The following is a 20,308-nucleotide window of genomic DNA, read 5'->3' as shown; positions in this document are numbered from 1 at the left end:
CGCACCCGTGACGTCAATACCTTTCCGACGGATAATCTGATATGAAAAAAAGCTTCACTCATGTCCGGGGTCGCCCATCCCGTACGGAGTGTCACGGCCGTTCGGGTTGCGGATCGATAACGGGGATCCCTACTCTGGCCAATTGTCGGCCGCACGTTCACCGTCCAACCCGGTCGGTGACGGTCCGACACCGCCGAGTCGCCTTCGGGTGAATCGGGGACCCAGGTACCTGGGGTGAATCCGCAGCCACTGCGGTAGGGCGTCTCCCTTCCCGCCCGAACCCGTCAGCTAACCCGGTAGGCGGTCAGGAAGAAGGAGTACCGACGCCCGGTGGCACACCATGCCCCGCGGCCGACGTCGAGCCGGTCGGTCGACCGGTCCGCCGTCGCGCCGCGTTCCCGCTGGTCCCGCTTCACCACCACACTCGCCGCCCTGGTCGGCGCCGCGGTCGTCCTGACCGGAGGCGCGACGGCGGCACACGCCGAACCCTCGGTCGCCGAGATCGAAGCCCGGATCGACCGCGACTGGAACAAGCTCGAACCCGTCATCGAGCAGGTGAACGCCGTACGCGAGCAGCTCGCGCTGCGGCGCAAGCAGGCCGACGCGCTCGGCCGGCAGATCGCCCCGCTCCAGGCCCGGGTGGACGCCGCGCTCGGCCAGGTCGGCGGGCTCGCCGCCGACGCCTACAAGGGCGACAACCTCTCGACCGTCAACGCCATGCTTGGTAGCCGCTCGCCGGGTGAGCTGATGAGTGGCCTGGAACTGCTCGACCGCTTCGCGCACCACCAGCAGGAGCAGGTGCGCACCATCGCCGAGCTGCGCGACGAGCTGGCGGCGAAGAAGAAGCCGCTTGACGAGATGGTCGCCGACCTGGGCCGCACCGAGGCCCAGCTCGCGGCGAAGAAGAAGCAGATCGACGCCGAGATCGCCAAGCTGCAGAAGCTGCGGCTCAAGGTGTACGGCAACGGCGGCGGTGGCCCGCTGCGCCCGGCGCCCTGCCCGTCCGGATACCCGGGTGGCGCGGCCGGGGTGGCGGTCAAGTTCGCCTGCGCCCAGATCGGCAAGATCTACGTCTGGGGCGCCGCCGGACCGGACCACTTCGACTGCTCGGGCCTGACCATGGCGGCCTGGGCCAAGGCCGGTGTCTCGCTGCCGCACAACGCCCGCCAGCAGCACAACGTGACGAAGCGTGTGAGCCGCGCCGAGCTGCGCGCCGGTGACCTGGTCTTCTACTACGGCGACCTGCACCACGTGGGGATGTACGTCGGTGACGGCTGGGTGGTGCACGCCTCCCAGTCCGGCAAGCCCATCACCATGAAGCGTTACGACGACGGCGACATCAACAGCTACGGCCGCCCCGCCTGAGATGCAAGGAGGGGCCCCCGCTTAACGCATTCGGTATAGGCGGGGGCCCCGCTTAACAACGGTCGGCGGGCGTCAGCGGGTCGGCCAGGTGCGCCAGCTCTGCCAGGACCGGCTCGGCGTCGGGCCGCGCTGGCCCTGGTAGCGCGACCCGTAGACAGCCGAGCCGTACGGGTGCTCGGCCGGCGAGGAGAGCCGGAAGATGCAGAGCTGGCCGATCTTCATGCCCGGCCAGAGCGTGATCGGCAGGTTCGCCACGTTCGACAGCTCAAGCGTGACGTGACCGGAGAAGCCCGGGTCGATGAAGCCGGCGGTGGAGTGCGTCAGCAGCCCGAGCCGGCCCAGCGACGACTTGCCCTCCAGCCGGCCGGCCAGCTCCTCGCCCAGCGAGATCACCTCCAGTGTGGAGGCGAGCACGAACTCGCCCGGGTGCAGCACGAACGGCTGCCCCTCCGGCACCTCCACCATCGACGTCAGGTCGTCCTGCTGCATCGACGGGTCGATGTGGGTGTAGAGGTGGTTGTTGAAGACCCGGAACAGCCGGTCCAGGCGTACGTCGATGCTTGACGGCTGCACCAGTGTGGGCTCGAAGGGCTCCAGCGCGAGCGTGCCCGTCTTTATCTCGGAGACCAGGTCGCGGTCGGAGAGCAGCATCGGAACACCATAGCGACCACCTGCGTGTCGGACTACTTCTTCGTACACGTGTTCGATAGAATGTCGGCATGGCTTCCTGGTCCGAATTCGCCGCCGACGAGCCCCGACTCGCCGCCGAGATCCGCCTTCTGATCCAGCAGTACGGGCCGGGCTTCGGCTACCTCGCCACGGTCCGCGCCGACGGCGGGCCCCGCGTGCACCCGGTCTCCCCGCTGATCACCGATGACGGGCTGTGGTGCTTCGTCATCGACTCGCCCAAGCGTCGCGACCTCGAACGCGACGGCCGCTACGCGCTTCACTCGTTCCCGCCGGAGGAGAGCGACGACGAGGCGTACGTTGCGGGTCGCGCTCATCAGGTGACCGACCCGGCGACGGTGGCCCGGCTGGCCCGGATCGGCCGGGCGGCGCCGCTCGGTGACTGGAAGCTGTTCGAGTTCTCCGTCGAGGTGGCGATGCTGACCCGGCGCGATCCGGTCGCCCGCCCCGGCGTCGGCCGACCGCAGATGCGGCTCTGGCTCGACCCGCGCGGGTCCGCACCGGCCCGGCGCGACCCGCTCGTCGCGGAGGGCCGGCGGGGCCGGCACGGCTTCGACACCCGCCGCTCGGCCGCCTGACCTCGCGCTCGGGCCGGGGCCGCCGCGGTGGCCCCGGCCCGGGCCGGAAACGACAGGCGCCGGCCCTGTCCTCAGACAGAGCCGGCGCCGCTTCGCGGTGCGTCGGGTCAGGCCGCGCGGTACGCGTTCCACGCGGTGAGCATGCGGCTCGCCTGGCCCGCGGTGAACTGGTACATGCAGGAGTCGTACGTGTAGTCCATGAAGTTGGTGATCGGGTCCTTGCCGGCCGCGGAGCAGGTGTCCCGGCCGGTCGGGCACTGGTAGGCCGGGGACGCCTCGGCCGGGGTGTCGGAGACGCCGTCGCCCGAGCCCGAGCAGCCGCCCTGGAAGGTGTGGTAGAGGTTCAGCCAGTGGCCGATCTCGTGGGTGCCGGTGTCGCCCTGGTTGTAGTTGGTCGCGGTGCCGCCGGGCAGCGACTCGTTGAGCACGACCACGCCGTCCATCTTGTCGAGCGTCTGCTTCGGGAAGGTCGCCCAGCCGAGCAGGCTGTCGCTCAGCTCACCGAGGTAGATGTTGAGCGTGTTCTTGCCGCCCTGACGCAGTGAGGTCTTCATCGAGCGCTCGGCCGAGGAGCCCTGCACGATCGGGTACCACGACGTGTTGGTCACGCGGTTGATCTTCGAGAGTGAGAAGGAGAACGCGGTGGCCGCGCCGCCGGTCGAGCCCGCGTACGCCTGGTTGAGCACGCTGATCTGCTGGTTGATCATCGAGTCGGTGATGTTGCCGCCGGCCCGGGTGCTGTTCTTCTGGATGACGTGCACGACGACCGGGATGGTCACGGTCGCCAGTGGGGCGACGGCGCCGGTGCGGAAGTTGGCCCGTGCGCGTTGCGCGGCGGCGAGGTCGGCCTCGCGCTCGCGTACCTGCTTGGCGGTCAGCTCGTTCGGGTCGAGCTTGGCGTTGCCACCCTTGGCGACGCGGGCGTTGGCGTGGCTGTCGGCCGGCTCGGCGCAGACGCCGGCCGGGGCGGCCGAGAAGGCCGAAGCAGCGGGGACGACGCCGACGGCCGCGGTGCTGAGCAGCAGCGCAAGGGTCGACGTCGCGACACCGGCGGTACGCCGGGTCAGCAGGTTGGGACGAAGTCCCATGGGCCCACCTCTTTCTGACGACGTGACCGGGGGTGTGTCACGCCGGGTCGGAAACGTGGGGCAGACGTTACATCCCATCGACGCATTTGAGAACGCCCATATGTTGCCGGCGTGCAACATCCCTGGCCCGTACGCACCGAGCGTGTTTGATCCACTCCAGTTCGGGTGAGGTGGCGGCGACGCGGGGGTACCTGGGTGCACGGGGATGGTGACCTCAGGTACAGTGGGGCCGCCTGCGGGTGTAGTTCAATGGCAGAACATCAGCTTCCCAAGCTGACAGTGCGGGTTCGATTCCCGTCACCCGCTCCAGCGTGAGGCCCCAGCTCAGGACAGGTTCCCTGGCTGGGGCCTCGGTCGTTCTTACGCTTCTTGCGCTGGCCGTGCCCGGTACGGGATCGGGCGTCCACTCTCGATGGTGAACGCGAGTGCTTCCCCAGTTCCACTCCGCCGAGGTACGGCACGATGTGCTTGTCGAGCAGCCGCCCGTACAGGTGCACGGTCCGGGGTCGCAGGTTCGGCCGCTGGTCGATCCAGCGTCGCGCGTAGTCGGCACGCTTGATCTTGGCGGGGAAGCCGCCGAGAACCGACGGGCTGCCACGCCCACAGGAGTGACACCTCTCTCGACGATCGGGAGCCGGCCGAGACGATCGCCAGCCCGGATGGCCTCCGTCGGGCTTCCGGCGATCGACTTCCGCACCGGCTCCGCCGGCTTGCCCTCGAATCCCGTGGACGAGCCGATCGGGCGTCCGGAGACTGCAGTCATGAGAGAGCCGTACGTGCTGCGCCGCCCTGGTGGCGCGCGGTGGGTCGTTCATCCACCTGAGGACCCTTACGGCGACGGTTACGTGTTCACCGTCGCCACCGAGCTGCACGAGGACGGGATGACGGCTTCGACCGTGGCCATGATCGACGGCCTGTGCAGGAGCCCGGACATTGTCGCTCTGCCGGTCTTCCTCGACTCCCTGGCCGCAGGGTGGAAGGGGTGGCTGGACATCCGTACCTGGAGGTCAATGGAGCGGGAGCTTTGCTTCGACGCGCGTCATGACGGGCGCGGTTACGTCTCGCTCGGCGTAACCCTCCGTCCGCCGGGGTTCGACCCCGATGACACGGGATGGTCAGCCAGAGCGGTCTTCGTGTTGGAAGCGGGCGAGGAGATGACCCGAATGGCCGCCGCCCTCAGCGCCTTGCTCCGGCCGTAGCAAGCCCCTCGTGGCGTGCCATTAGCGTGCCATTGGGGCAGGACAACCGGGGTCAAACCAGGCCACCAAGGACCACCGCGACCAGGCCGCCGGCTCTCGCTACCGCTTCTTGCGCCGGCCGTGACTGCTACGTGCCCGATCCCTGCTCTCCTTGATCTGCGAGGTGAGGGCATCAGTGATGTGCTCGTCACGCTCGCGGGCGGCGTTCTGGTAGATCAGCGCGGCCCGGGTCGAGGCGTGACCCATCCGGGCCATCAGGTCGGCCAGGCTTGCCCCGGTCTCGACGAGGTGTTGATCGTCGACGAGACCGGGTTCCTGAAAAAAGGGGATCAAGTCGGCCGGCGTGCACGGCGCTGCGGTCAGACGTTGGATTCCGACACGAAGTCCGCGATGACCGTCAGCGTCCTCGGATCGGTGAGGATCTTGCTGTGTCCGAAGCCCTGAGTGGTGATCATCCGAGACTGGCCGGGGAAGGCCGCGGCGATCTTCTTGGCCTGCGACATCTCGATCCGGAGGTCGTCTTCGTCGTGGATCACCAGCACGGGACCGGTCACCCGGTCCGCGTGGTACGGGACGGAGAAGCGGCGGTAGATGTCCTGCTCCTGTGGGAACAGGCCCTCGAACCGGCGGCTCAGATCCTTCCTCAGGCGCTCGGGCAAACCGAGTTCCTCGCTGAACCGGTGGACCAGGTAGTCGAAGTCGCACACGGCGTTCACCGTCACCACGCGGTCGACCTTGACCCCTTTGCGCATGGCGTGGAAGAGCGCCAACGACCCGAACGAGTGGGCGACGGCCGCCTGGAAGGGGCCGTGCCGCTCGTACAGTTTCTCGATGATGTCCGCGTACTCAAGCAGCGTGGTGCGATTTCCCTCGGAGTCGCCGTTACCAGGTGCGTCGAAGGTGACCGCGCTGTATCCACGGGCGAGCAACTCCGCCACCAGGGGTGCGTACCGCGAGCCGCGAGACTCCCAGCCGTGGACCACCAGGACGGGCTTGGCGCCGTCCCCCCACTGGTAGGTGACGACCCGCCGACCGTTGTACTCGATGCTATCCACTTGGGCCTGGGCGTGGACCTCGGCCTCGTCGGGGCGCACCCGCGACGGGGTCCGGAGCTTGCAGAACAGTGCGAACGTCCACTTCCCGGCGAGACCCGGTACGACCACCGAGGCTACGCGCAGCCCAGCCTTCACCGTGGAAAGGGCGATGCTCATAGGAATCTCAATTCAGTTGACGTTGCGGCCCGCATGCGCCCAGAACCGGTCTCGGAGGATCCGACGCAGAATCTTGCCACTGGGTTCACAAATAGCTTACAGGCCTATCACGCTGAGGAGGTACCCGCAAGTCGGAGATCAGCCCCTTCCGCAACAACATCAACTCACGCTGCGTCGCACCACCGGCGAGCTGGCCTTCTACCTGTGCTGATCATCCCGCCCGACCCCGCTGCACACCCTCGCCGCGCAGCACCCGAACCCGAGCCCGCCAATCCCACTACCAGCGCAGACAGGCGAAGTGACGTTGGAGTATCAGCTCGGCCAGCCGAGAGCGTCGAGGAACTCCTCCACGGCGACCACGACGTGACTGAGCACCGCGATCGACTCGGTAAGTGGGCCAGGTACGTACATGCCGTGGTCCGCGCCTTCCACCTCCAGCACGTGGGGGGGACAACCGGCGGGCGATGCCACCGTCCCATACCTTGTCGGCAGTGCCACCCCCGAGCAGGAACGGCGCGGTCGCGCGGCCCAACGCATCAGCCACCCACGGCAGGGTGAGCAGGGGCGTGATCCACACGGCGGGCAAGGATCTTTCGGCGGCAATCGCTGCCGCGTTCGTGCCGAGCGACTTGCCGATCAGCAGCGGGCTACCGCCAATGGTGTCGACCAGCGGAACGATCTCACCGCCAACCCAGCTTTCGATTTCTGGCTGATCAGGAGGCGGAAACTCCTGCGACCACGAGTATCGGTGCACCGTTGCGCCCCGCTGCTCCGCCAGATCGCCGGTATACATCAGCAGGGGAGCGGCCGGTCCGAACCTACCGCCGGGAATCACGACAGCGTCAGCCATGCGGGCGACCTTACGCCAATGCGGCTCCATTCCCGTCACCCGCTCCACGCGCGTAAAAGCCCTGGTCAGGACGGGTGCGAGCGCAGGTCGAGGACGTGCCGCCGGCCGGGCTGCCCGTTCAGGTCCACCTCGCCGGCCGGCACGAACCCGCTACGCCGGAGCACCGCAAGCGACGCCGGGTTCGCCAGCGCCGCGTCGGCGACCAGCCGGCGCAGCCCGTACTCCTCGCGGGCCAGCTCACAGACGCGCCGTACGCCGTGTCGGGCCAGGCCGCGCCCGGCGGCGCGCTCGGCCACCCGGTAGCCCAGTCCGGCCCGGTCGTCGGCCACGTCGACCAGGTTGAACCGTCCGAGCACCGCGCCGTCGGCGTCGACAAGCACGTGGAAGCGGCACGTGCCGCGAACCTGCTCGTCGAGCAGGCCCGCATGCCGGGCCGCGAAGTCGGCGAAGTAGTCGTGGCCCCGGTCGGGCACCCATCGGGCGAAGTAGGCCCGGTTCTCCCGCTCGAAGCGCAGCACGGCGGGCGCATGATGGGCGGCGAGGCGTTCGAGTTCCGGCACCGCGCCAGGCTAGCCAACGCGCCGCCCCGGCACGGTCGAGCCGCACCTCGGGCGGATGCTGGCGATGCTGGCTTGACCCGGCCCCTGCGGTAAGGCCCAGCGTGGTCCGGGCCGGCCAACCGGGTCGGCCCGAGGAGGAGAGCGACGTGCGGCTGCTGACCATCGGGGCGTTCGCCCGCGCGGCCCGCCTGACCGCCAAGGCACTGCGGATCTACGACGACTGCGGGCTGTTGCCGCCGGCCGCCGTGGACCCGCACTCCGGCTACCGCTACTACGCGCCGGAGCAGCTCGACCGGGCCCGGCTGATCGCCGCGCTGCGCCGGGCCGGGATGCCGCTGGCGGAGATCCGGACTGTCTGCGGCCGGCCGCCGGAGGCCGCCGTCGAGGCGCTCGACGCCTGGTGGCGGCGGGTAAGCGCGGACACCGCCGCCCGCGGGCGGGCCGTCGCGCTCCTCGTCGACCAGCTCAGCGAGAGGGGCACCACCATGTCCGAGCACACCTTCCGGTACGCGACGCGCTGCGAGACCGGCACGGTACGCGACTCCAACGAGGACGTCGCGTACGCCAGCGGCACGCTGTTGGCGGTCGCCGACGGCGTACGCGGTCCCGGCGGGGCGGATGCCAGCGCCGCCGCGGTGGACGCGCTGCGGTCGTTGGAGCCGGCCGACGTGCCGGCCGCCGACCTGCTGTCCGCGCTCGCCGACGCCGTGTCCCGGGCCGACCGGGCGGTACGCGCGCGGGCCACCGACGTCGACCGGCCGGCCAGCACGCTCACCGCCATCGTGCGGAGCGGCACCCGGCTCGCCCTGGTGCACGTCGGGGACACCCGGGCGTACCTGCTGCGGGGCGGCGAGCTGTCCCGGCTCACGCAGGACCACACGTACGTGCAGACCCTTGTCGACCAGGGGCGGCTCACGCCGGCCGAGGCCGGGGCGCACCCGCAGCGGGCGCTGCTGGCCCGGGCGCTCGGCGCGGGCGCCGAGGTGGAGGCGGACCTGGCACTGCGTACCGCGTTGTCAGGCGACCGTTACCTGCTCTGCTCCGACGGCCTCTCGGCGGTGGTCGACCCCGGCGCGTTGCACGCCGCGCTGGCCGGCGCGAACGACCCGGAGACCGCCGTCGGGCGGTTGGTCGATCTGGCGTACGCGGCGGGCGCGCCGGACAACGTCGCCTGCGTGGTGGCCGACGTGACGGCGTGAACCGCCAGCCCGGGCCGGTGGGGCCGGCCCGGGCCGTACCCTGGCGATCATGCGGATTGGCATCGTGATCCTGCCGGACCAGCGTTGGTCGGAGGCGCGGCGGCGGTGGGCGCAGGTCGACGAGTGGGGTTTCGACCACGCCTGGACCTACGACCACCTCGGCTGGCGTGACCTGGTTGACGGGCCCTGGTTCGACTCGTGGACGACGCTCACCGCGGCGGCGACGGTGACCTCCCGGGTCCGGCTGGGCACGCTCGTCGCCTCGCCGAACTTCCGCCACCCGGCGGCGTTCGCCCGGCAGGTGACCGCGCTCGACGACGTCTCCGGCGGGCGGGTGCTGCTCGGGTTGGGCGCGGGCGGCATCGGCTTCGACTCGGCGGTGCTCGGCGGGGAGACGCTGCCGCCGCGGCAGCGGGTCGACCGGTTCGCCGAGTTCACCGAGCTGCTCGACCTGATCCTGCGGGAGGACGGCACGACCTGGCGCGGGGAGTGGTTCGCCGCGGTCGACGCCCGTAACAATCCCGGCTGTGTCCAGCAGCCGCGGGTGCCGTTCGTGGTGGCCGCGAACGGACCGCGCTCGATGCGGCTGGTCGCCCGGTTCGGGCAGGGTTGGGTCACCACCGGCCTCGACGGCGAGGACCTGGAGAGCTGGTGGGGCACGGTGGCGGAGCTGTCCGACCGGATGACGCGCACGCTTGAGCAGGCGGGCCGGGATCCGGCCACGCTTGACCGCTACCTCTCGCTCGACTCGGCGCCGATGTTCTCCCTGACCAGCGCCGATTTCTTCGCGGAGCAGGTGGCCCGCGCGGCCCGGTTGGGCTTCACCGACGTGATGACGCACTGGCCCAGGGCGAGCAGTTGGTACGCCGGCGACGAGGCGGTGCTGGCCGAGGCGGCGGCGCTGCTGCCGGAGCTGCACCAGGTGTAAGGAGGGGGCCCCGCTTAACGCTTTCTGCATAGGCGGGGCCCCCTCTTAACACCTCAGGTGCCGAGGCTGCCCTCGGTGGAGACGAGCCGGAACCGGATGCAGACGATCTCGCTGTCGTCGGTGACCGGCGTGCCCTGCCGGGCCCAGTAGGCACCGTGGCCGGCCCGCCACTCCTCGATCGACCGGTCCCCCTCCCCCTCGGCGCGGGCGAACTCCCACGGCACGTCGGCGAAACGCACCACCTCGACGCCGGTGACCTCGACGACGCCGACGAGCGCGTCGTTGTCGTCGACCAGGGCCAGCCGTTCACCGACGTGCTCCAGTTCCTCGTTCTCCTGCGCGTACTCGCCGGTCAGGCCGGCGGTGGCGGTCTTCACACCCGAGACCACGAGCGTGTTCAGACGGGCGCGCAGCTCGCCGGGGGTGCCCAGAGCGAGCGCGCGTAGTCCACCGATTCGGGGCCACATTCGGCCGAGGCTACGCCCCGTCGCGCCCGGCTGGGTGTTAAGCGGGGGCCCCGCCTATGCAGAATGCGTTAAGCGGGGGCCCCTCCTTGCACCAGATCAGATCAGGTGGCCGGCGTAGCCGGGCGCGGAAAGGACCCGCTCGTCGCCGGTTTCCGCGTACGCCTCCAGCACCGCGTCGGCCAGCTTCACCACGTGTTCGTCGCCGTGCCGGGCCGCCCGGGCGAACACTTCGGCCGGGTCGGTGAGGCTGCCGGCCGGGGTCGCGGTGGCCGGCGCGGGCGCGGCGTACACCGAGGTCACGGCCGCCGTCGCGGACCAGGCCGCGGCGACGCTCGGCGCCCGCAGCGCCGGGTCCAGGGCCGGCAGGGTACGCAGCACCGCGGTCGGCGCGGTGACCGCGTGCACCAGCATGACCGGCTCGCCGTGCCCGAACCGCAGGTAGTCGAGCGCGGCCCGGTGCACCAGCTCGCCGAGCGTGCGGGCGGCCTCGCCCGGGTCGGCGGGTGAGCGCAGCGACGTGACCGATGCAGACCATCCGGGTGTGTCGGTCAGCCGGTTGAGCCGGTCGCGGATGCCGCCGGTCTGCTCGGTGATCCGGGGCACCCCGGCCAGCGCCGAGGTGACGTCGGAGCGGCCGGTGAGTGGGGCGGCGCCGGGCACCGGCTGCCAGCGGGCCGCCCAGTAGCCGAGCGCCTGGCCCAGTTCGGTGCGGCGGTCCGGGGTTTCTCCGTCGGTGTGCAGCACCCGCACCGCGTGTCCGACCCGGATCACGCCGTGGGTGGCACCGGCCGCGATCCCGGGCAGCAGCCGGGGCCACCATTCGCCGAGCACCTCCCGCCATGGCCGCTCGCGCAGCTCACGGTCGAAGTGGTCGAGCCAGTCGCCGGCCCGCTTCGGGTCGCCGAGCGCGGTCTGCCAGTCCTCGATCGGCCGAAGGCCGCGGGGCAGTTCGTCCAGCCGGCGCAGGTAGCCGTCGAGCCAGCGGTGCACGCGTGCGCCCTGCCCGTGCCGGACCAGCGCCTCCGCGGCCATCGGCCCGTGGTTGGAGAGCCAGCCTTCGAACTCGGGGCCGGTGCGGTGCAGTCGGTGGTACGCCTCGTCGAGGATCCCGTCGTCCATTGTGTGATCGTCGTGCTTGAAGTGTGCTTCAGGTCAAGCCTCTCCGGGGAGTTGGTCGCCGGTGAGCAGGGCGCGCAGCCGCAGGCGTTCGGCGACGGCGGGTGGACAGGTCGCCACGAGCGCGGCGGCGCCGAGCAGGTGCGCGCCGCTGTCCCGGACCACCTGGCGCAGCGCGTCGAGCTGTGCCCCGGTGTCGACCCAGTCGTCGGCCAGGAGCACCAGGTCGCCCGGCCCGAGCCGCCGACTGTCGACGCCGATGCGGAGCCGCTGCCCGCGGTGGTCGGGCGGGGTCTCGGCCCACCGCATCGGCCCGGCCCGGCGACGCTCACCGCCGGCCTTGTACGCGGGCAGGAACCCGGCGTTGGCGGCGACCGCGACCAGCGGGCCGAGCAGCAGCCCGGTCACCTCGGGGGCGATCACCACGGTCGGGCGCGCGTCGGGGAAGAGGCCGGCGAGTGCCGGCCCGACCTCGGCGAGTACGTCGGGGTCGCGCCACCAGCCGGAGAGGTCGCTGACCAGGTGGCTGCTCTGCGGTCCGGGATCGGTCCACCGGAACGACTCGACCAGGCGACGTGTCAGCACGTCCCTCATCCTGCACACCTTCCACCGTTCGGCCCAACAGCGATGGCTTGATCGGCTACACGTACCAGGGTAAATACGGGCATAGCACCATGATCACGTTGACTTCGGAAGTACTTCTCTCGTTACGGTCCGGGCCGGTTTTTGTTCCACCGACGAAAGGACCGGGCCCGGTGGCTGCTAGGCACCTTCGTACCCGCAGATTGTTCTCCTCGCCCGCCGGCATCGCCGCCACCGCGGCCGTCGGCGTGGCGCTCGCGGTCGGCGGCACCGTCGGCGCGGTGCAGCTCACCGCCGCCGAGCCGCCCGCCCAGCCGGTCGTGGCCGAGATCCCGCCCCCCACCTCCGCCGCGCCCTCCCCGAGCGCGTTCGCCTCGCCGAGCGCGTCCGCCTCGGCGAGCCTCAGCGCGTCGCCGAAGGCCAGCCCGAGTCCGAAGCAGACCCGTACGCAGCCGGCGTCCCGCGGCAAGGCCCGGACCGTGGCGCCGAAGCCCACCGCGACGAAGAAGAAGACCGCCGCCCCGAAGGTCGTGGACACCGGCTCCTGCGGCGCGTCCTTCTACGACGAGGGCCAGATGACCGCGAACGGCGAGACCTTCAACCCGGACGCGCTCACCGCCGCGCACAAGACGCTGCCGTTCAACACGAAGCTCCGGGTCACCAACCCGGCCAACGGCAAGTCCGTGGTGGTCCGGATCAACGACCGCGGTCCGTACATCGACGGCCGGTGCATCGACCTGTCCCGCGCGGCGTTCGCGGCTATCGCCTCGACAGGTCTCGGCGAGGTGAACGTTCGCTACGAGGTTCTCGGCTGATCGGCCTCTCCGGCAGAACTTCCGCGACGGACGGCCGAGGTTCATTCACCGGTCCCCATCCATCAGGCATGCTGTCGGATGTACGTACGCGACCCTTCCAGCCGGGCCACGGCCCGCTGAGCCCCGGATCCCGCGCCGGCCTCGGCGCGGCCCTCGCGCTGCTCGCGGTCGTCTCGGCCGCGGAGGCCGCCGACGGCCGGCCGGTGCACTATCTCGCGCTGATGGCCGCCGTGCCCGTGCTCGCCGCCGCGCTTGCCTCCTGGCGGGTGGTGCTCGCGGTGGGGGCGCTGGCCACGGTGGCCGCCGCCGCCTTCGCCGCGGCCGAGCCGAGATGCTCGCTGGCGACCGGGGTGAGCGTGGCGGCCATCGTGCTGGCCAGCGTCATCGCCGCTGCCACGGCGGCGATCCGGCAACGCCAGGCGGAGCGGATCGGGGAGTTGTCCCGGCTCGCCGCGGTCGCCCAGCAGGCGGTGCTGCGTCCACTCGGCCCGCAGGTCGGCACGCTTGCCGTCGCCGCGCGCTACATCTCCTCCACGGCGACGGCCGAGATCGGCGGCGATCTCTACGAGGTGATGGACACCCCGTACGGCGTCCGCATGATCATCGGTGACGTGCGGGGAAAGGGATTGGACGCGGTCCGGCTTGCGAGCATCGTGCTCGGCTCGTACCGGCACGTGGCGTACGAGCGGGCCGACCTGCGCGCCGTGGTGACCGACCTGGACCGGGCGGTGGCCCGTAACGTCGGCGACGAGGACTTCGTCACCGCCGCGCTGATCGAGGAGCGCGGCGGCACGCTCACCATCGTCAACTGTGGACACCCGGCGCCGCTGCTGCTGCGCCGGGGCGCGGTGATCCCGCTGGAGCCACCGGCGCCCGCGCCGCCGCTCGGCTTCATGCCTGTGGTCCGGCCCCGGGTGGAGCGGCTGGAGCCGGGCGACCGGCTGTTGCTGTTCACCGACGGGCTGGGCGAGGCCCGGCGGGACGGGGAGTTCTTCCCGACCGCCGACCGGGCCTGGCGGCTGCTCGGCCACGGGACGGTAGGCGACGGGCTCGCCTCGCTGGAGACCGCCCTGGTCGAGTGGGTGCACGGCCGGCTCGACGACGACATCGCCCTGGTCCTGATGGAGTACGCCGGGCCGCGCAGCGCGGCGGGCGCGCCGGTGCCGAGCTGGGAGGTCGGCGCCGCCGACGGGTGAACCGGAAGTGTGTAATCGCTGTCACTTCCGTGAGCGGCTTGTCGTTGCCTACCGGTGAGTAATACAGTCTGGAGTTACTGATCGGTAACACCTGTCCGGAAGCGGGGGCCAGCGAGCATGACCCACTACAAGAGCAACCTTCGGGACCTCGAGTTCAACCTGTTCGAGGTGTTCGGGGCGGACCGGGCGTTCGGCCAGGAGCCGTACACGGACCTGGACGTCGACACCGCCCGAAGCTTCCTCTCCGAGGTCGACCGCCTGGCCCGCGAAGACCTGGCCGCCAGCTACACGGACAGCGACCGCAACCCGCCGGTCTTCGACCCGGCGACGCACACCGCGCCACTGCCGGAGTCGTTCAAGAAGTCGTACCAGGCGTTCATGGACTCGGAGTTCTGGCGGCTCGACCTGCCGGAGGCCCTCGGCGGCACGAACGCCCCGCGCGCCCTCTGGTGGTCCCTCGCCGAGCTGGTGCTCGGCGCCAACGCCCCGGTCTGGATGTACGCCTCCGGCCCGTCCTTCGCGCACGTGCTGCACGTCGAGGGCACCGAGGAGCAGAAGACCTGGGCCCGGCTGTTCATCGAGAAGCAGTGGGGCTCGACCATGGTCCTGACCGAGCCGGACGCCGGCTCGGACGTGGGCGCCGGCCGCACCCGGGCGGTCCCGCAGCCGGACGGCTCGTGGCACATCGAGGGCGTCAAGCGCTTCATCACCTCGGGTGAGCACGACCTGAGCGACAACATCGTCCACTACGTGCTGGCCCGCCCGGTTGGCGTGGAGGGCGTCGGCGGCCCCGGCACCAAGGGCCTGTCCCTCTTCGTGGTGCCGAAGTTTCACTTCGACGGCGAGACCGGTGAGCTGGGCGAGCGCAACGGCGTCTACGCCACGAACGTCGAGCACAAGATGGGCCTGAAGGTCTCCAACACCTGCGAGGTGACCTTCGGCGAGCACGGCGTACCGGCCAAGGGCTGGCTGCTGGGCGAGAAGCACGACGGCATCCGCCAGATGTTCATGATCATTGAGTACGCCCGGATGATGGTCGGCACCAAGGCCATCGCCACGCTCTCCACCGGCTACCTGAACGCGCTCGAGTACGCCAAGAACCGGGTGCAGGGCGCCGACCTGATCCAGCAGGCCGACAAGACCGCCCCGCGGGTGACCATCACCCACCACCCGGACGTACGCCGCTCGCTGCTGATGCAGAAGTCGTACGCCGAGGGCCTGCGGGCGCTCGTCTGCTACACCGCCGGTTGGCAGGACAAGGTCGCGATCGCCGAGGCGGCCGGCGACGAGAAGGCCACCAAGCTGGCCAAGCGGGTCAACGACCTGCTGCTGCCGTTGGTCAAGGGCGTCGGCTCGGAGCGGGCGTACGAACTGCTCGGCCACGAGGCGCTCCAGACGTACGGCGGCTCCGGCTTCCTCCAGGACTACCCGCTGGAGCAGTACGTCCGGGACGCCAAGATCGACACTCTCTACGAGGGCACCACAGCCATCCAGAGCCTCGACCTGATCTTCCGGAAGATCGTCCGGGACAACGGCAAGGCCCTGATGGCGGTCGCCGGCGAGATCCAGGAGCACATCACCTCCGAGGCCGGCAACGGCCAGCTCAAGGAGGAGCGGCTGGCGCTCGGCAAGGCGCTCGCCGAGATCCAGGCCATCATCGGTGTGATGACCGGTTGGCTGGGCGAGGCCCAGGCCGGTGACGCCCGCGCGCTCTACAAGGTCGGCCTGGGCAGCCGCCGGTTCCTGCTGGCGATCGGCGACCTGGTGGTCGGCTGGCTGCTCCAGAAGCAGGCGGACGTGGCGTTGAAGGCGCTGGCCGGTGAGGTTTCCGCCACCGACAAGGCGTTCTACACCGGCAAGGTGGCCGCTGCCCGGTTCTTCGCCCGCGAGGTGCTGCCCCGCATCGGCGCCGACCGGCGGATCATCGAGGGCGCCGACCTGGAGATCATGGACCTCCCGGAGGAGGCGTTCTAAGCCTCCATCTCCCTTTCACCTCGACGGCCGGTGGGCGACAGCCCGCCGGCCGTCGTCGTTGGTGCCACCCCGGGTGGTGAGGGCGGCCGGTGGGCGGGTAACCCGTCGCGGACCACGACCGGAGCACGCCCAAGGGCAATCGCACGGGGGAGTGCAGCGCACATGGGCATTGGCAGCGCCATCTTTCTCATCGCGCTCGGCGCGATCATGACCTTCGCCGTCCGGGCCAACGTCTGGTGGATCGACCTGCGCGCGGTCGGCTGGGTCTTCATCCTGGCCGGGCTGGGTGTCCTGCTGACCACGCTGTGGTTCTGGCAGGACCGCCGCAAGCGCGCCCGCACCCTCATCGTGGAGGAGAACCGGCTCTCGCACCCGACCGCGATGATGCCGCCGCCACCCGACCCGCCGCCGCCGACGGCCCCGCCGTCCTGACGCGCCGCAACTCCAGCCGAACGTGTTAAGCGGGGGCCCCGCCTATACCGGAGGCGTTAATAGGGGCCCCCGCCTTGCACCTCAGGCGCGGGGGGTGTGGCGTGTGGAGAGGGGGGCGTGGGTGAGGGTGGGCCAAGGGGTGGTGGGGTGGTGTACCGCTATGTCTGTGGTGCGCAGGCCGTCCGGGTCCGCCCGCTCGGGGTCGAGCAGCGCCGAGAGCAGCGAGATGCCCGGATTGTGGGCTACCAGCAGCACCGTCCCGGCCTCCGGGCCGACCGACCGGACCAGCTCCAGCAGCACGTCCGGGTGCGCCTCGTACACGGTCGGCTCGTATCGCACCGCAGGTGTCGACCCCGCCGGACCGCCCTCCGGCGGGGAGCCGGTCATGCCCAGGGCCACGCCGTGCCAGGTCTGCCGGGTGCGTCGGGCCGGCGAGCAGAGCACCACGTCGGGGAGCAGCTCGTGCCGGGCCAGCCAGGCGCCCGCCGCCGCGGCGTCGGCGTGACCCCGGGCGGTGAGCGGTCGTTCCGCGTCCGGGCCCTGGCGGGACTGTTCGGCCTTGGCGTGCCGCAACAGCACGAGCGTCCGCCGTCCGTTCCTGCCGTCCGTCATCCGCCCAGCTTGCCTGATTGGCGACCGGACCGCCTGGGTAAGTCGATGTGTGCCGCTACCTCTATCCATGGCCGCGGCGGGCAGGAAACGCCAGCAGGACGCCAAGGAGGCGACGTCATGGGCATCGGTGCAAGCATCTTCCTCATCGCGGTCGGCGCGATCTTCGCGTTCGCCGTCGACGCCAACCTGGGTTGGCTGAACCTCAACGTGGTGGGCTGGGTGCTCATGCTCGCCGGGCTCGTCGGACTGCTCACCACGCTCTACTTCTGGAACAGCCGCCGCCGCGTGGTCGCCGCGCCGGTGCGCGAGCAGGTCGTCGCGGAGCCGGTGGTGCCGGTGCAGGGCGACCGCGTCGTGCGCGAGGAATACCGCGAGGTGCGCCGCCCAGGTACGGGTTACCCGGTCTGACCCATCCCCCCAAGACCCGAGGGCCCCGCAACGGCGCGGGGCCCTCGCGCACGTCCGGGGCCGGCCGCGTCGGGTCAGGCGAACAACGCGAAGTAGATCGCGATGTGGTGGCAGATCGCCGCGAGCAGCGTGCACGCGTGGAAGAACTCGTGGTGGCCGAAGACGGTGGGCCAGGGATTCGGCCGGCGCAGCGCGTAGAACACCGCGCCGACGCTGTAGATCGCGCCGCCCACGCTCAGCAGCACCAGCGCGGTGACGCCGCCGCCGTGCAGGATCTGCGGCAGCATCGTCACCGCCACCCAGCCGAGCGCCAGGTAGAGCGGGGCGGAGACCCAGCGCGGCGCGTGCGGCCAGATCATCTTGACCGCGACGCCGGCCAGCGCGCCGCCCCACACCAGGCTGAGCATGACCGTGGCGTGCCGGGGGTCCAGCAGCAGCACGCAGAACGGTGTGTAGGTGCCGGCGATGAACACGAAGATCATCGAATGGTCCATCCGGCGCATGATCTGGTAGCCGCGCTCGGACCAGACCCGCCTGTGGTAGAGCGCGCTGGTGCCGAACAGCCCGCACACGGTGAGGCTGTAGATCAGGCAGCTCACCAGCGGTGCCCAGCCGGGCCGGGTGGCGGCGATGGAGCACAGCACGATGCCGCAGACGAGCGCGGCGAAGAACGCGTACGCGTGGAGCCAGCCGCGCATCCGCGGCTTTCCGATGTCGACCGGCCGGAGCCGGAGCGGTGCGGAGGTGGTCACCTCAACAGGTTACGACACCGTAGGTTACTTGCAAGTAGTGTGGACCGTCACGTTCGCTGACGCGAGGATGACCGGATGCGGATCCAGCCCGTCGGAGCACACGCCCTGCTGCTCGACTGCGACGACCCCGACCAGGTCGAGGCGTGGCGCGGCGAGCTGTGGCGCCGCCGGGCCGCAGGCGAGCTGACCGCCGAGGAGATCGTCCCGGCCGCGGTCACCGTGCTGCTCGACGGCGTGCCCGACCCCGCCGCCACCGCCGCGCGGATCGCCGGCTGGCACCCCCGCAGCGCCGCCGCAGGCGCCGACACCGCCGAGGTCCGGGTGCCCACGGTGTACGACGGGGAGGACCTGCCCGCCGTCGCCGACCACTGGGGCGTCGACGTGCCGGCCGTTGTCGAGCGACTGCGGCGCACCGAGTTCGGGGTCGCGTTCTGCGGCTTCGCGCCCGGCTTCGCGTACCTCACCGGGCTGCCGCCGGAGCTGGCCGTGCCACGGCTCGCCACCCCGCGTACCCGGGTGCCGGCCGGCTCGGTCGCGCTCGCCGGCCCGTACGCGGGCATCTACCCCGCCGCGTCGCCCGGCGGCTGGCTGCTTGTCGGGCGCACCGAGATGTCCCTCTTCGACGTGCGCGCCGACCCACCGGCCCGGCTCACCCCCGGCACCCGGGTCCGACTGGTGGAGCCGTGATGATCGAAGTGCTGCGGGCCGGCGCGCTCACCACCGTGCAGGACCAGGGCCGACCCGGCTGGGCCCACCTCGGCGTACCCCGCTCCGGCGCGCTCGACCCGGCCGCCCTGCGCCTGGCCAACCGGCTCGTCGGCAACCCGGAACACGCCGCCGGCCTGGAGATCACCCTGACCGGATGCGTGCTGCGCCTGACCCGGGCGGTCACCGTCGCGCTCACCGGCGCCCCGGCCGACGTACTCGTCGGGCAGCGGCCGGGGGACGTGGGGCGACCGCTGTCGCTGCCCGCCGGGGCGGTGCTGCGGGTCGGCCCGGCCCGCGCCGGGGTGCGTACCTGGCTGGCGGTCAGTGGCGGCATCGCGGTCGAACCGGTGCTCGGCAGCCGATCCACCGACACGCTCTCCGGGCTCGGCCCGCCGCCGCTGCGCGACGGGGACCGGCTGCCCCTCGGCACCACGACCGGCCCGCCGGCGCCGGTGGACCTCACCATCAGCCGGCCCGTGCCCACCGAACTGTGGCTGGGTGTCGAACCCGGCCCCCGACAGGACTGGTTCACCCCGGTCGCGCTCGACCTGCTGCGCCGCGCCGCGTACACCGTTGCCCCGGACAGCAACCGGGTCGGCGCGCGGCTGGCCGGCGCCGCCCTGCCCCGCGCGGTCGCCGGCGAACTCCCCAGCGAGGGCCTGGTGCTCGGCGCGGTGCAGGTCCCGCCGGACGGCCAACCGCTTGTCTTCCTGGCCGACCATCCCACCACCGGCGGCTACCCGGTGATCGCGGTGGTGCGGGACGTGGCACCGCTCGCCCAGGCCCGCCCAGGCACTACGGTGAGGTTCCATGGACCTCAACGCTGACCTCGGCGAAGGATTCGGGAGCTGGCGGCTCGGCGACGACGAGGCGCTGCTCGGGCTGATCAGCTCCGCCAACGTGGCCTGCGGCTTCCACGCCGGGGACGCGCCCACCATGCACCGGGTCTGCGCCGCCGCCGCCGAACGCGGCGTCGCGATCGGCGCGCAGGTCGGCTACCGGGACCTCGCCGGCTTCGGCCGGCGGCACATCGCGTACGACTTCGCCGAGCTGCGCGACGAGACGATCTACCAGCTCGGGGCGCTCGACGCCTTCTGCCGGCTCTACCGCACCCGGGTGCGCTACCTGAAACCGCACGGGGCGCTCTACCACGCCGCCGCGTGCGACGAGGCGCAGGCCGCCGCGCTTGTCGCGGCGGTAAGCGGGTACGACCACGAGCTGCCGGTGCTCTGCCAGCCCGGCACCGTGCTCGCCCAACTCGCGGCCGGCGCCGGCCTGCGGGTGGTGGCCGAGGGCTTCGCCGACCGCAACTACCTGCCCAACGGCGCGCTGGTGCCGCGCAGCGCCCCGAACGCGCTTGTGACCGACCCCGACCAGGTGGCCGTGCGGGCGGTCCGGATGGCCGTCGAGCGGACCGTGGTGGCCGTCGACGGCAGCTCGATCCCGTGCCCGGTGGAGTCGGTCTGTCTGCACGGGGACACGCCGGGCGCGGTGCGCTGCGCGGAGCTGGTGCGGGCGGCGCTCGTCGACGCTGGGGTCACGCTCACTCCGTTCGCGTGAAAGGAGGGGCCCCCGCATAAC

Annotated in this window: 25 protein-coding genes, 1 tRNA gene and 1 riboswitch; of the genes, 14 read left to right on the top strand and 12 right to left on the bottom strand. The window is 71.4% G+C overall.

What is annotated here, in order from left to right:
* The first annotated feature begins 181 nt into the window (after nt 1–181).
* Nucleotides 182–317, top strand: a riboswitch (cyclic di-AMP (ydaO/yuaA leader).
* Nucleotides 318–330: 13 nt separating this feature from the next.
* On the top strand, nt 331–1,365 hold the full coding sequence (locus SM450_RS07270; protein ID WP_474618877.1) for a C40 family peptidase: 1,035 nt from the start codon (nt 331–333) through the stop codon (nt 1,363–1,365).
* A 72-nt stretch (nt 1,366–1,437) separates the two neighbouring features.
* Here the strand turns inward: SM450_RS07270 and dcd are convergent, their stop codons facing one another.
* Nucleotides 1,438–2,016, bottom strand: coding sequence for a dCTP deaminase (dcd, locus tag SM450_RS07265; RefSeq protein ID WP_358041110.1), 579 nt, complete (start codon nt 2,014–2,016; stop codon nt 1,438–1,440).
* A gap of 68 nt (nt 2,017–2,084) precedes the next feature.
* On the opposite strand from dcd, the gene SM450_RS07260 reads away from it, so the two are divergent.
* Nucleotides 2,085–2,630 (top strand): pyridoxamine 5'-phosphate oxidase family protein, encoded by a 546-nt coding sequence (locus SM450_RS07260; RefSeq protein ID WP_474618876.1) that lies wholly within the window; start codon nt 2,085–2,087, stop codon nt 2,628–2,630.
* Between the two features lie 107 nt (nt 2,631–2,737).
* Here the strand turns inward: SM450_RS07260 and SM450_RS07255 are convergent, their stop codons facing one another.
* Entirely contained in the window at nt 2,738–3,718 is a 981-nt protein-coding gene (locus SM450_RS07255; protein WP_474618875.1) for a zinc metalloprotease, read from the bottom strand.
* Between the two features lie 235 nt (nt 3,719–3,953).
* Between SM450_RS07255 and SM450_RS07250 the strand changes: the two genes are divergently transcribed.
* A tRNA-Gly gene (locus SM450_RS07250) sits at nt 3,954–4,027 on the top strand.
* Here the strand turns inward: SM450_RS07250 and SM450_RS07245 are convergent.
* Complete coding sequence (locus SM450_RS07245; RefSeq protein ID WP_474619044.1) at nt 3,979–4,533, bottom strand: tyrosine-type recombinase/integrase; 555 nt, start codon at nt 4,531–4,533, stop codon at nt 3,979–3,981. The genes SM450_RS07250 and SM450_RS07245 overlap by 49 nt on opposite strands.
* Between SM450_RS07245 and SM450_RS07240 the strand changes: the two genes are divergently transcribed.
* Nucleotides 4,480–4,917 (top strand): DUF6228 family protein, encoded by a 438-nt coding sequence (locus SM450_RS07240; RefSeq protein WP_474618874.1) that lies wholly within the window; start codon nt 4,480–4,482, stop codon nt 4,915–4,917. The genes SM450_RS07245 and SM450_RS07240 overlap by 54 nt on opposite strands.
* Before the next feature lie 99 nt (nt 4,918–5,016).
* Here the strand turns inward: SM450_RS07240 and SM450_RS07235 are convergent, their stop codons facing one another.
* From SM450_RS07235 to SM450_RS07220, 4 genes are all read right to left on the bottom strand, one after another.
* On the bottom strand, nt 5,017–5,250 hold the full coding sequence (locus SM450_RS07235) for a hypothetical protein (RefSeq protein ID WP_474618873.1): 234 nt from the start codon (nt 5,248–5,250) through the stop codon (nt 5,017–5,019).
* 26 nt (nt 5,251–5,276) lie between these two features.
* Nucleotides 5,277–6,011: an alpha/beta fold hydrolase gene (locus SM450_RS07230; RefSeq protein WP_474618872.1), complete on the bottom strand. Its 735-nt coding sequence runs from the start codon at nt 6,009–6,011 to the stop codon at nt 5,277–5,279.
* A 429-nt stretch (nt 6,012–6,440) separates the two neighbouring features.
* Nucleotides 6,441–6,569, bottom strand: a complete 129-nt coding sequence (locus SM450_RS07225) for a hypothetical protein (RefSeq protein ID WP_474618871.1) — start codon at nt 6,567–6,569, stop codon at nt 6,441–6,443.
* 474 nt (nt 6,570–7,043) lie between these two features.
* Nucleotides 7,044–7,538 (bottom strand): GNAT family N-acetyltransferase, encoded by a 495-nt coding sequence (locus SM450_RS07220; RefSeq protein ID WP_474618870.1) that lies wholly within the window; start codon nt 7,536–7,538, stop codon nt 7,044–7,046.
* Between the two features lie 146 nt (nt 7,539–7,684).
* Here SM450_RS07220 and SM450_RS07215 point away from each other — a divergent pair, with 146 nt between their 5' ends.
* Complete coding sequence (locus SM450_RS07215) at nt 7,685–8,737, top strand: MerR family transcriptional regulator (protein ID WP_474618869.1); 1,053 nt, start codon at nt 7,685–7,687, stop codon at nt 8,735–8,737.
* Between the two features lie 49 nt (nt 8,738–8,786).
* Nucleotides 8,787–9,665 (top strand): LLM class flavin-dependent oxidoreductase, encoded by an 879-nt coding sequence (locus SM450_RS07210; RefSeq protein ID WP_474618868.1) that lies wholly within the window; start codon nt 8,787–8,789, stop codon nt 9,663–9,665.
* A 53-nt stretch (nt 9,666–9,718) separates the two neighbouring features.
* Here the strand turns inward: SM450_RS07210 and SM450_RS07205 are convergent, their stop codons facing one another.
* The 3 genes from SM450_RS07205 to SM450_RS07195 all read right to left on the bottom strand — a co-directional run bounded on the left by SM450_RS07205 (nt 9,719) and on the right by SM450_RS07195 (nt 11,842).
* A complete protein-coding gene (locus SM450_RS07205) occupies nt 9,719–10,132 on the bottom strand; it encodes an ASCH domain-containing protein (protein WP_474618867.1) in 414 nt (137 codons plus the stop codon).
* A 96-nt stretch (nt 10,133–10,228) separates the two neighbouring features.
* Nucleotides 10,229–11,251 carry a questin oxidase family protein gene (locus SM450_RS07200; protein ID WP_474618866.1) on the bottom strand — a complete coding sequence of 341 codons (1,023 nt, stop codon included), beginning with the start codon at nt 11,249–11,251 and terminating at the stop codon, nt 10,229–10,231.
* Nucleotides 11,252–11,284: 33 nt separating this feature from the next.
* On the bottom strand, nt 11,285–11,842 hold the full coding sequence (locus tag SM450_RS07195) for a phosphoribosyltransferase (RefSeq protein ID WP_474618865.1): 558 nt from the start codon (nt 11,840–11,842) through the stop codon (nt 11,285–11,287).
* A gap of 161 nt (nt 11,843–12,003) precedes the next feature.
* Between SM450_RS07195 and SM450_RS07190 the strand changes: the two genes are divergently transcribed.
* From SM450_RS07190 to SM450_RS07175, 4 genes are all read left to right on the top strand, one after another.
* Entirely contained in the window at nt 12,004–12,645 is a 642-nt protein-coding gene (locus SM450_RS07190) for a septal ring lytic transglycosylase RlpA family protein (RefSeq protein WP_474618864.1), read from the top strand.
* 68 nt (nt 12,646–12,713) lie between these two features.
* Nucleotides 12,714–13,841: a PP2C family protein-serine/threonine phosphatase gene (locus SM450_RS07185; RefSeq protein ID WP_474618863.1), complete on the top strand. Its 1,128-nt coding sequence runs from the start codon at nt 12,714–12,716 to the stop codon at nt 13,839–13,841.
* A 117-nt stretch (nt 13,842–13,958) separates the two neighbouring features.
* Complete coding sequence (locus SM450_RS07180; RefSeq protein ID WP_474618862.1) at nt 13,959–15,815, top strand: acyl-CoA dehydrogenase; 1,857 nt, start codon at nt 13,959–13,961, stop codon at nt 15,813–15,815.
* Between the two features lie 162 nt (nt 15,816–15,977).
* Nucleotides 15,978–16,247 carry a DUF6458 family protein gene (locus tag SM450_RS07175; protein WP_281585703.1) on the top strand — a complete coding sequence of 90 codons (270 nt, stop codon included), beginning with the start codon at nt 15,978–15,980 and terminating at the stop codon, nt 16,245–16,247.
* A gap of 81 nt (nt 16,248–16,328) precedes the next feature.
* Here SM450_RS07175 and SM450_RS07170 read toward each other — a convergent pair whose 3' ends face one another.
* Nucleotides 16,329–16,859 (bottom strand): SixA phosphatase family protein, encoded by a 531-nt coding sequence (locus tag SM450_RS07170; protein WP_474618861.1) that lies wholly within the window; start codon nt 16,857–16,859, stop codon nt 16,329–16,331.
* A 117-nt stretch (nt 16,860–16,976) separates the two neighbouring features.
* Here SM450_RS07170 and SM450_RS07165 point away from each other — a divergent pair, with 117 nt between their 5' ends.
* Complete coding sequence (locus SM450_RS07165) at nt 16,977–17,267, top strand: DUF6458 family protein (RefSeq protein WP_474618860.1); 291 nt, start codon at nt 16,977–16,979, stop codon at nt 17,265–17,267.
* A gap of 74 nt (nt 17,268–17,341) precedes the next feature.
* On the opposite strand, the gene trhA is transcribed toward SM450_RS07165, so the two are convergent.
* Nucleotides 17,342–18,019 carry a PAQR family membrane homeostasis protein TrhA gene (gene trhA, locus SM450_RS07160; protein WP_474618859.1) on the bottom strand — a complete coding sequence of 226 codons (678 nt, stop codon included), beginning with the start codon at nt 18,017–18,019 and terminating at the stop codon, nt 17,342–17,344.
* Between the two features lie 75 nt (nt 18,020–18,094).
* On the opposite strand from trhA, the gene SM450_RS07155 reads away from it, so the two are divergent.
* From SM450_RS07155 to SM450_RS07145, 3 genes are read left to right on the top strand one after another with little or no spacing between them, the layout of a single operon-like run.
* Entirely contained in the window at nt 18,095–18,706 is a 612-nt protein-coding gene (locus tag SM450_RS07155; RefSeq protein ID WP_474618858.1) for a 5-oxoprolinase subunit B family protein, read from the top strand.
* The gene (locus SM450_RS07150; RefSeq protein ID WP_474618857.1) at nt 18,706–19,554 is read left to right on the top strand and encodes a 5-oxoprolinase subunit C family protein; all 849 of its coding nucleotides are present in this window, start codon (nt 18,706–18,708) and stop codon (nt 19,552–19,554) included. The genes SM450_RS07155 and SM450_RS07150 overlap by 1 nt, the downstream gene beginning before the upstream one ends.
* Nucleotides 19,538–20,287, top strand: a complete 750-nt coding sequence (locus SM450_RS07145) for a LamB/YcsF family protein (protein WP_474618856.1) — start codon at nt 19,538–19,540, stop codon at nt 20,285–20,287. Before SM450_RS07150 ends, SM450_RS07145 begins: the two co-directional genes overlap by 17 nt.
* Nucleotides 20,288–20,308 lie beyond the last annotated feature (21 nt).

The sequence above is a fragment of the Micromonospora marincola genome (genome assembly GCF_056150385.1).
The sequence above is the reverse complement of the archived record's forward strand: the minus strand, read 5'-3'. Positions and strand labels throughout refer to the sequence as shown.

What these genes read in the sequence shown, in the direction of transcription:
- dcd (WP_358041110.1), bottom strand. Translation starts at nt 2,016, where the DNA reads ATGCTGCTCTCCGACCGCGACCTGGTCTCCGAGATAAAGACGGGCACG.
- SM450_RS07260 (WP_474618876.1), top strand. Translation starts at nt 2,085, where the DNA reads ATGGCTTCCTGGTCCGAATTCGCCGCCGACGAGCCCCGACTCGCCGCC.
- SM450_RS07255 (WP_474618875.1), bottom strand. Translation starts at nt 3,718, where the DNA reads ATGGGACTTCGTCCCAACCTGCTGACCCGGCGTACCGCCGGTGTCGCG.
- SM450_RS07240 (WP_474618874.1), top strand. Translation starts at nt 4,480, where the DNA reads ATGAGAGAGCCGTACGTGCTGCGCCGCCCTGGTGGCGCGCGGTGGGTC.
- SM450_RS07245 (WP_474619044.1), bottom strand. Translation starts at nt 4,533, where the DNA reads ATGAACGACCCACCGCGCGCCACCAGGGCGGCGCAGCACGTACGGCTC.
- SM450_RS07210 (WP_474618868.1), top strand. Translation starts at nt 8,787, where the DNA reads ATGCGGATTGGCATCGTGATCCTGCCGGACCAGCGTTGGTCGGAGGCG.
- SM450_RS07205 (WP_474618867.1), bottom strand. Translation starts at nt 10,132, where the DNA reads ATGTGGCCCCGAATCGGTGGACTACGCGCGCTCGCTCTGGGCACCCCC.
- SM450_RS07200 (WP_474618866.1), bottom strand. Translation starts at nt 11,251, where the DNA reads ATGGACGACGGGATCCTCGACGAGGCGTACCACCGACTGCACCGCACC.
- SM450_RS07195 (WP_474618865.1), bottom strand. Translation starts at nt 11,842, where the DNA reads ATGAGGGACGTGCTGACACGTCGCCTGGTCGAGTCGTTCCGGTGGACC.
- SM450_RS07185 (WP_474618863.1), top strand. Translation starts at nt 12,714, where the DNA reads ATGCTGTCGGATGTACGTACGCGACCCTTCCAGCCGGGCCACGGCCCG.
- SM450_RS07180 (WP_474618862.1), top strand. Translation starts at nt 13,959, where the DNA reads ATGACCCACTACAAGAGCAACCTTCGGGACCTCGAGTTCAACCTGTTC.
- SM450_RS07175 (WP_281585703.1), top strand. Translation starts at nt 15,978, where the DNA reads ATGGGCATTGGCAGCGCCATCTTTCTCATCGCGCTCGGCGCGATCATG.
- SM450_RS07170 (WP_474618861.1), bottom strand. Translation starts at nt 16,859, where the DNA reads ATGACGGACGGCAGGAACGGACGGCGGACGCTCGTGCTGTTGCGGCAC.
- SM450_RS07165 (WP_474618860.1), top strand. Translation starts at nt 16,977, where the DNA reads ATGGGCATCGGTGCAAGCATCTTCCTCATCGCGGTCGGCGCGATCTTC.
- SM450_RS07155 (WP_474618858.1), top strand. Translation starts at nt 18,095, where the DNA reads ATGCGGATCCAGCCCGTCGGAGCACACGCCCTGCTGCTCGACTGCGAC.
- SM450_RS07150 (WP_474618857.1), top strand. Translation starts at nt 18,706, where the DNA reads ATGATCGAAGTGCTGCGGGCCGGCGCGCTCACCACCGTGCAGGACCAG.
- SM450_RS07145 (WP_474618856.1), top strand. Translation starts at nt 19,538, where the DNA reads ATGGACCTCAACGCTGACCTCGGCGAAGGATTCGGGAGCTGGCGGCTC.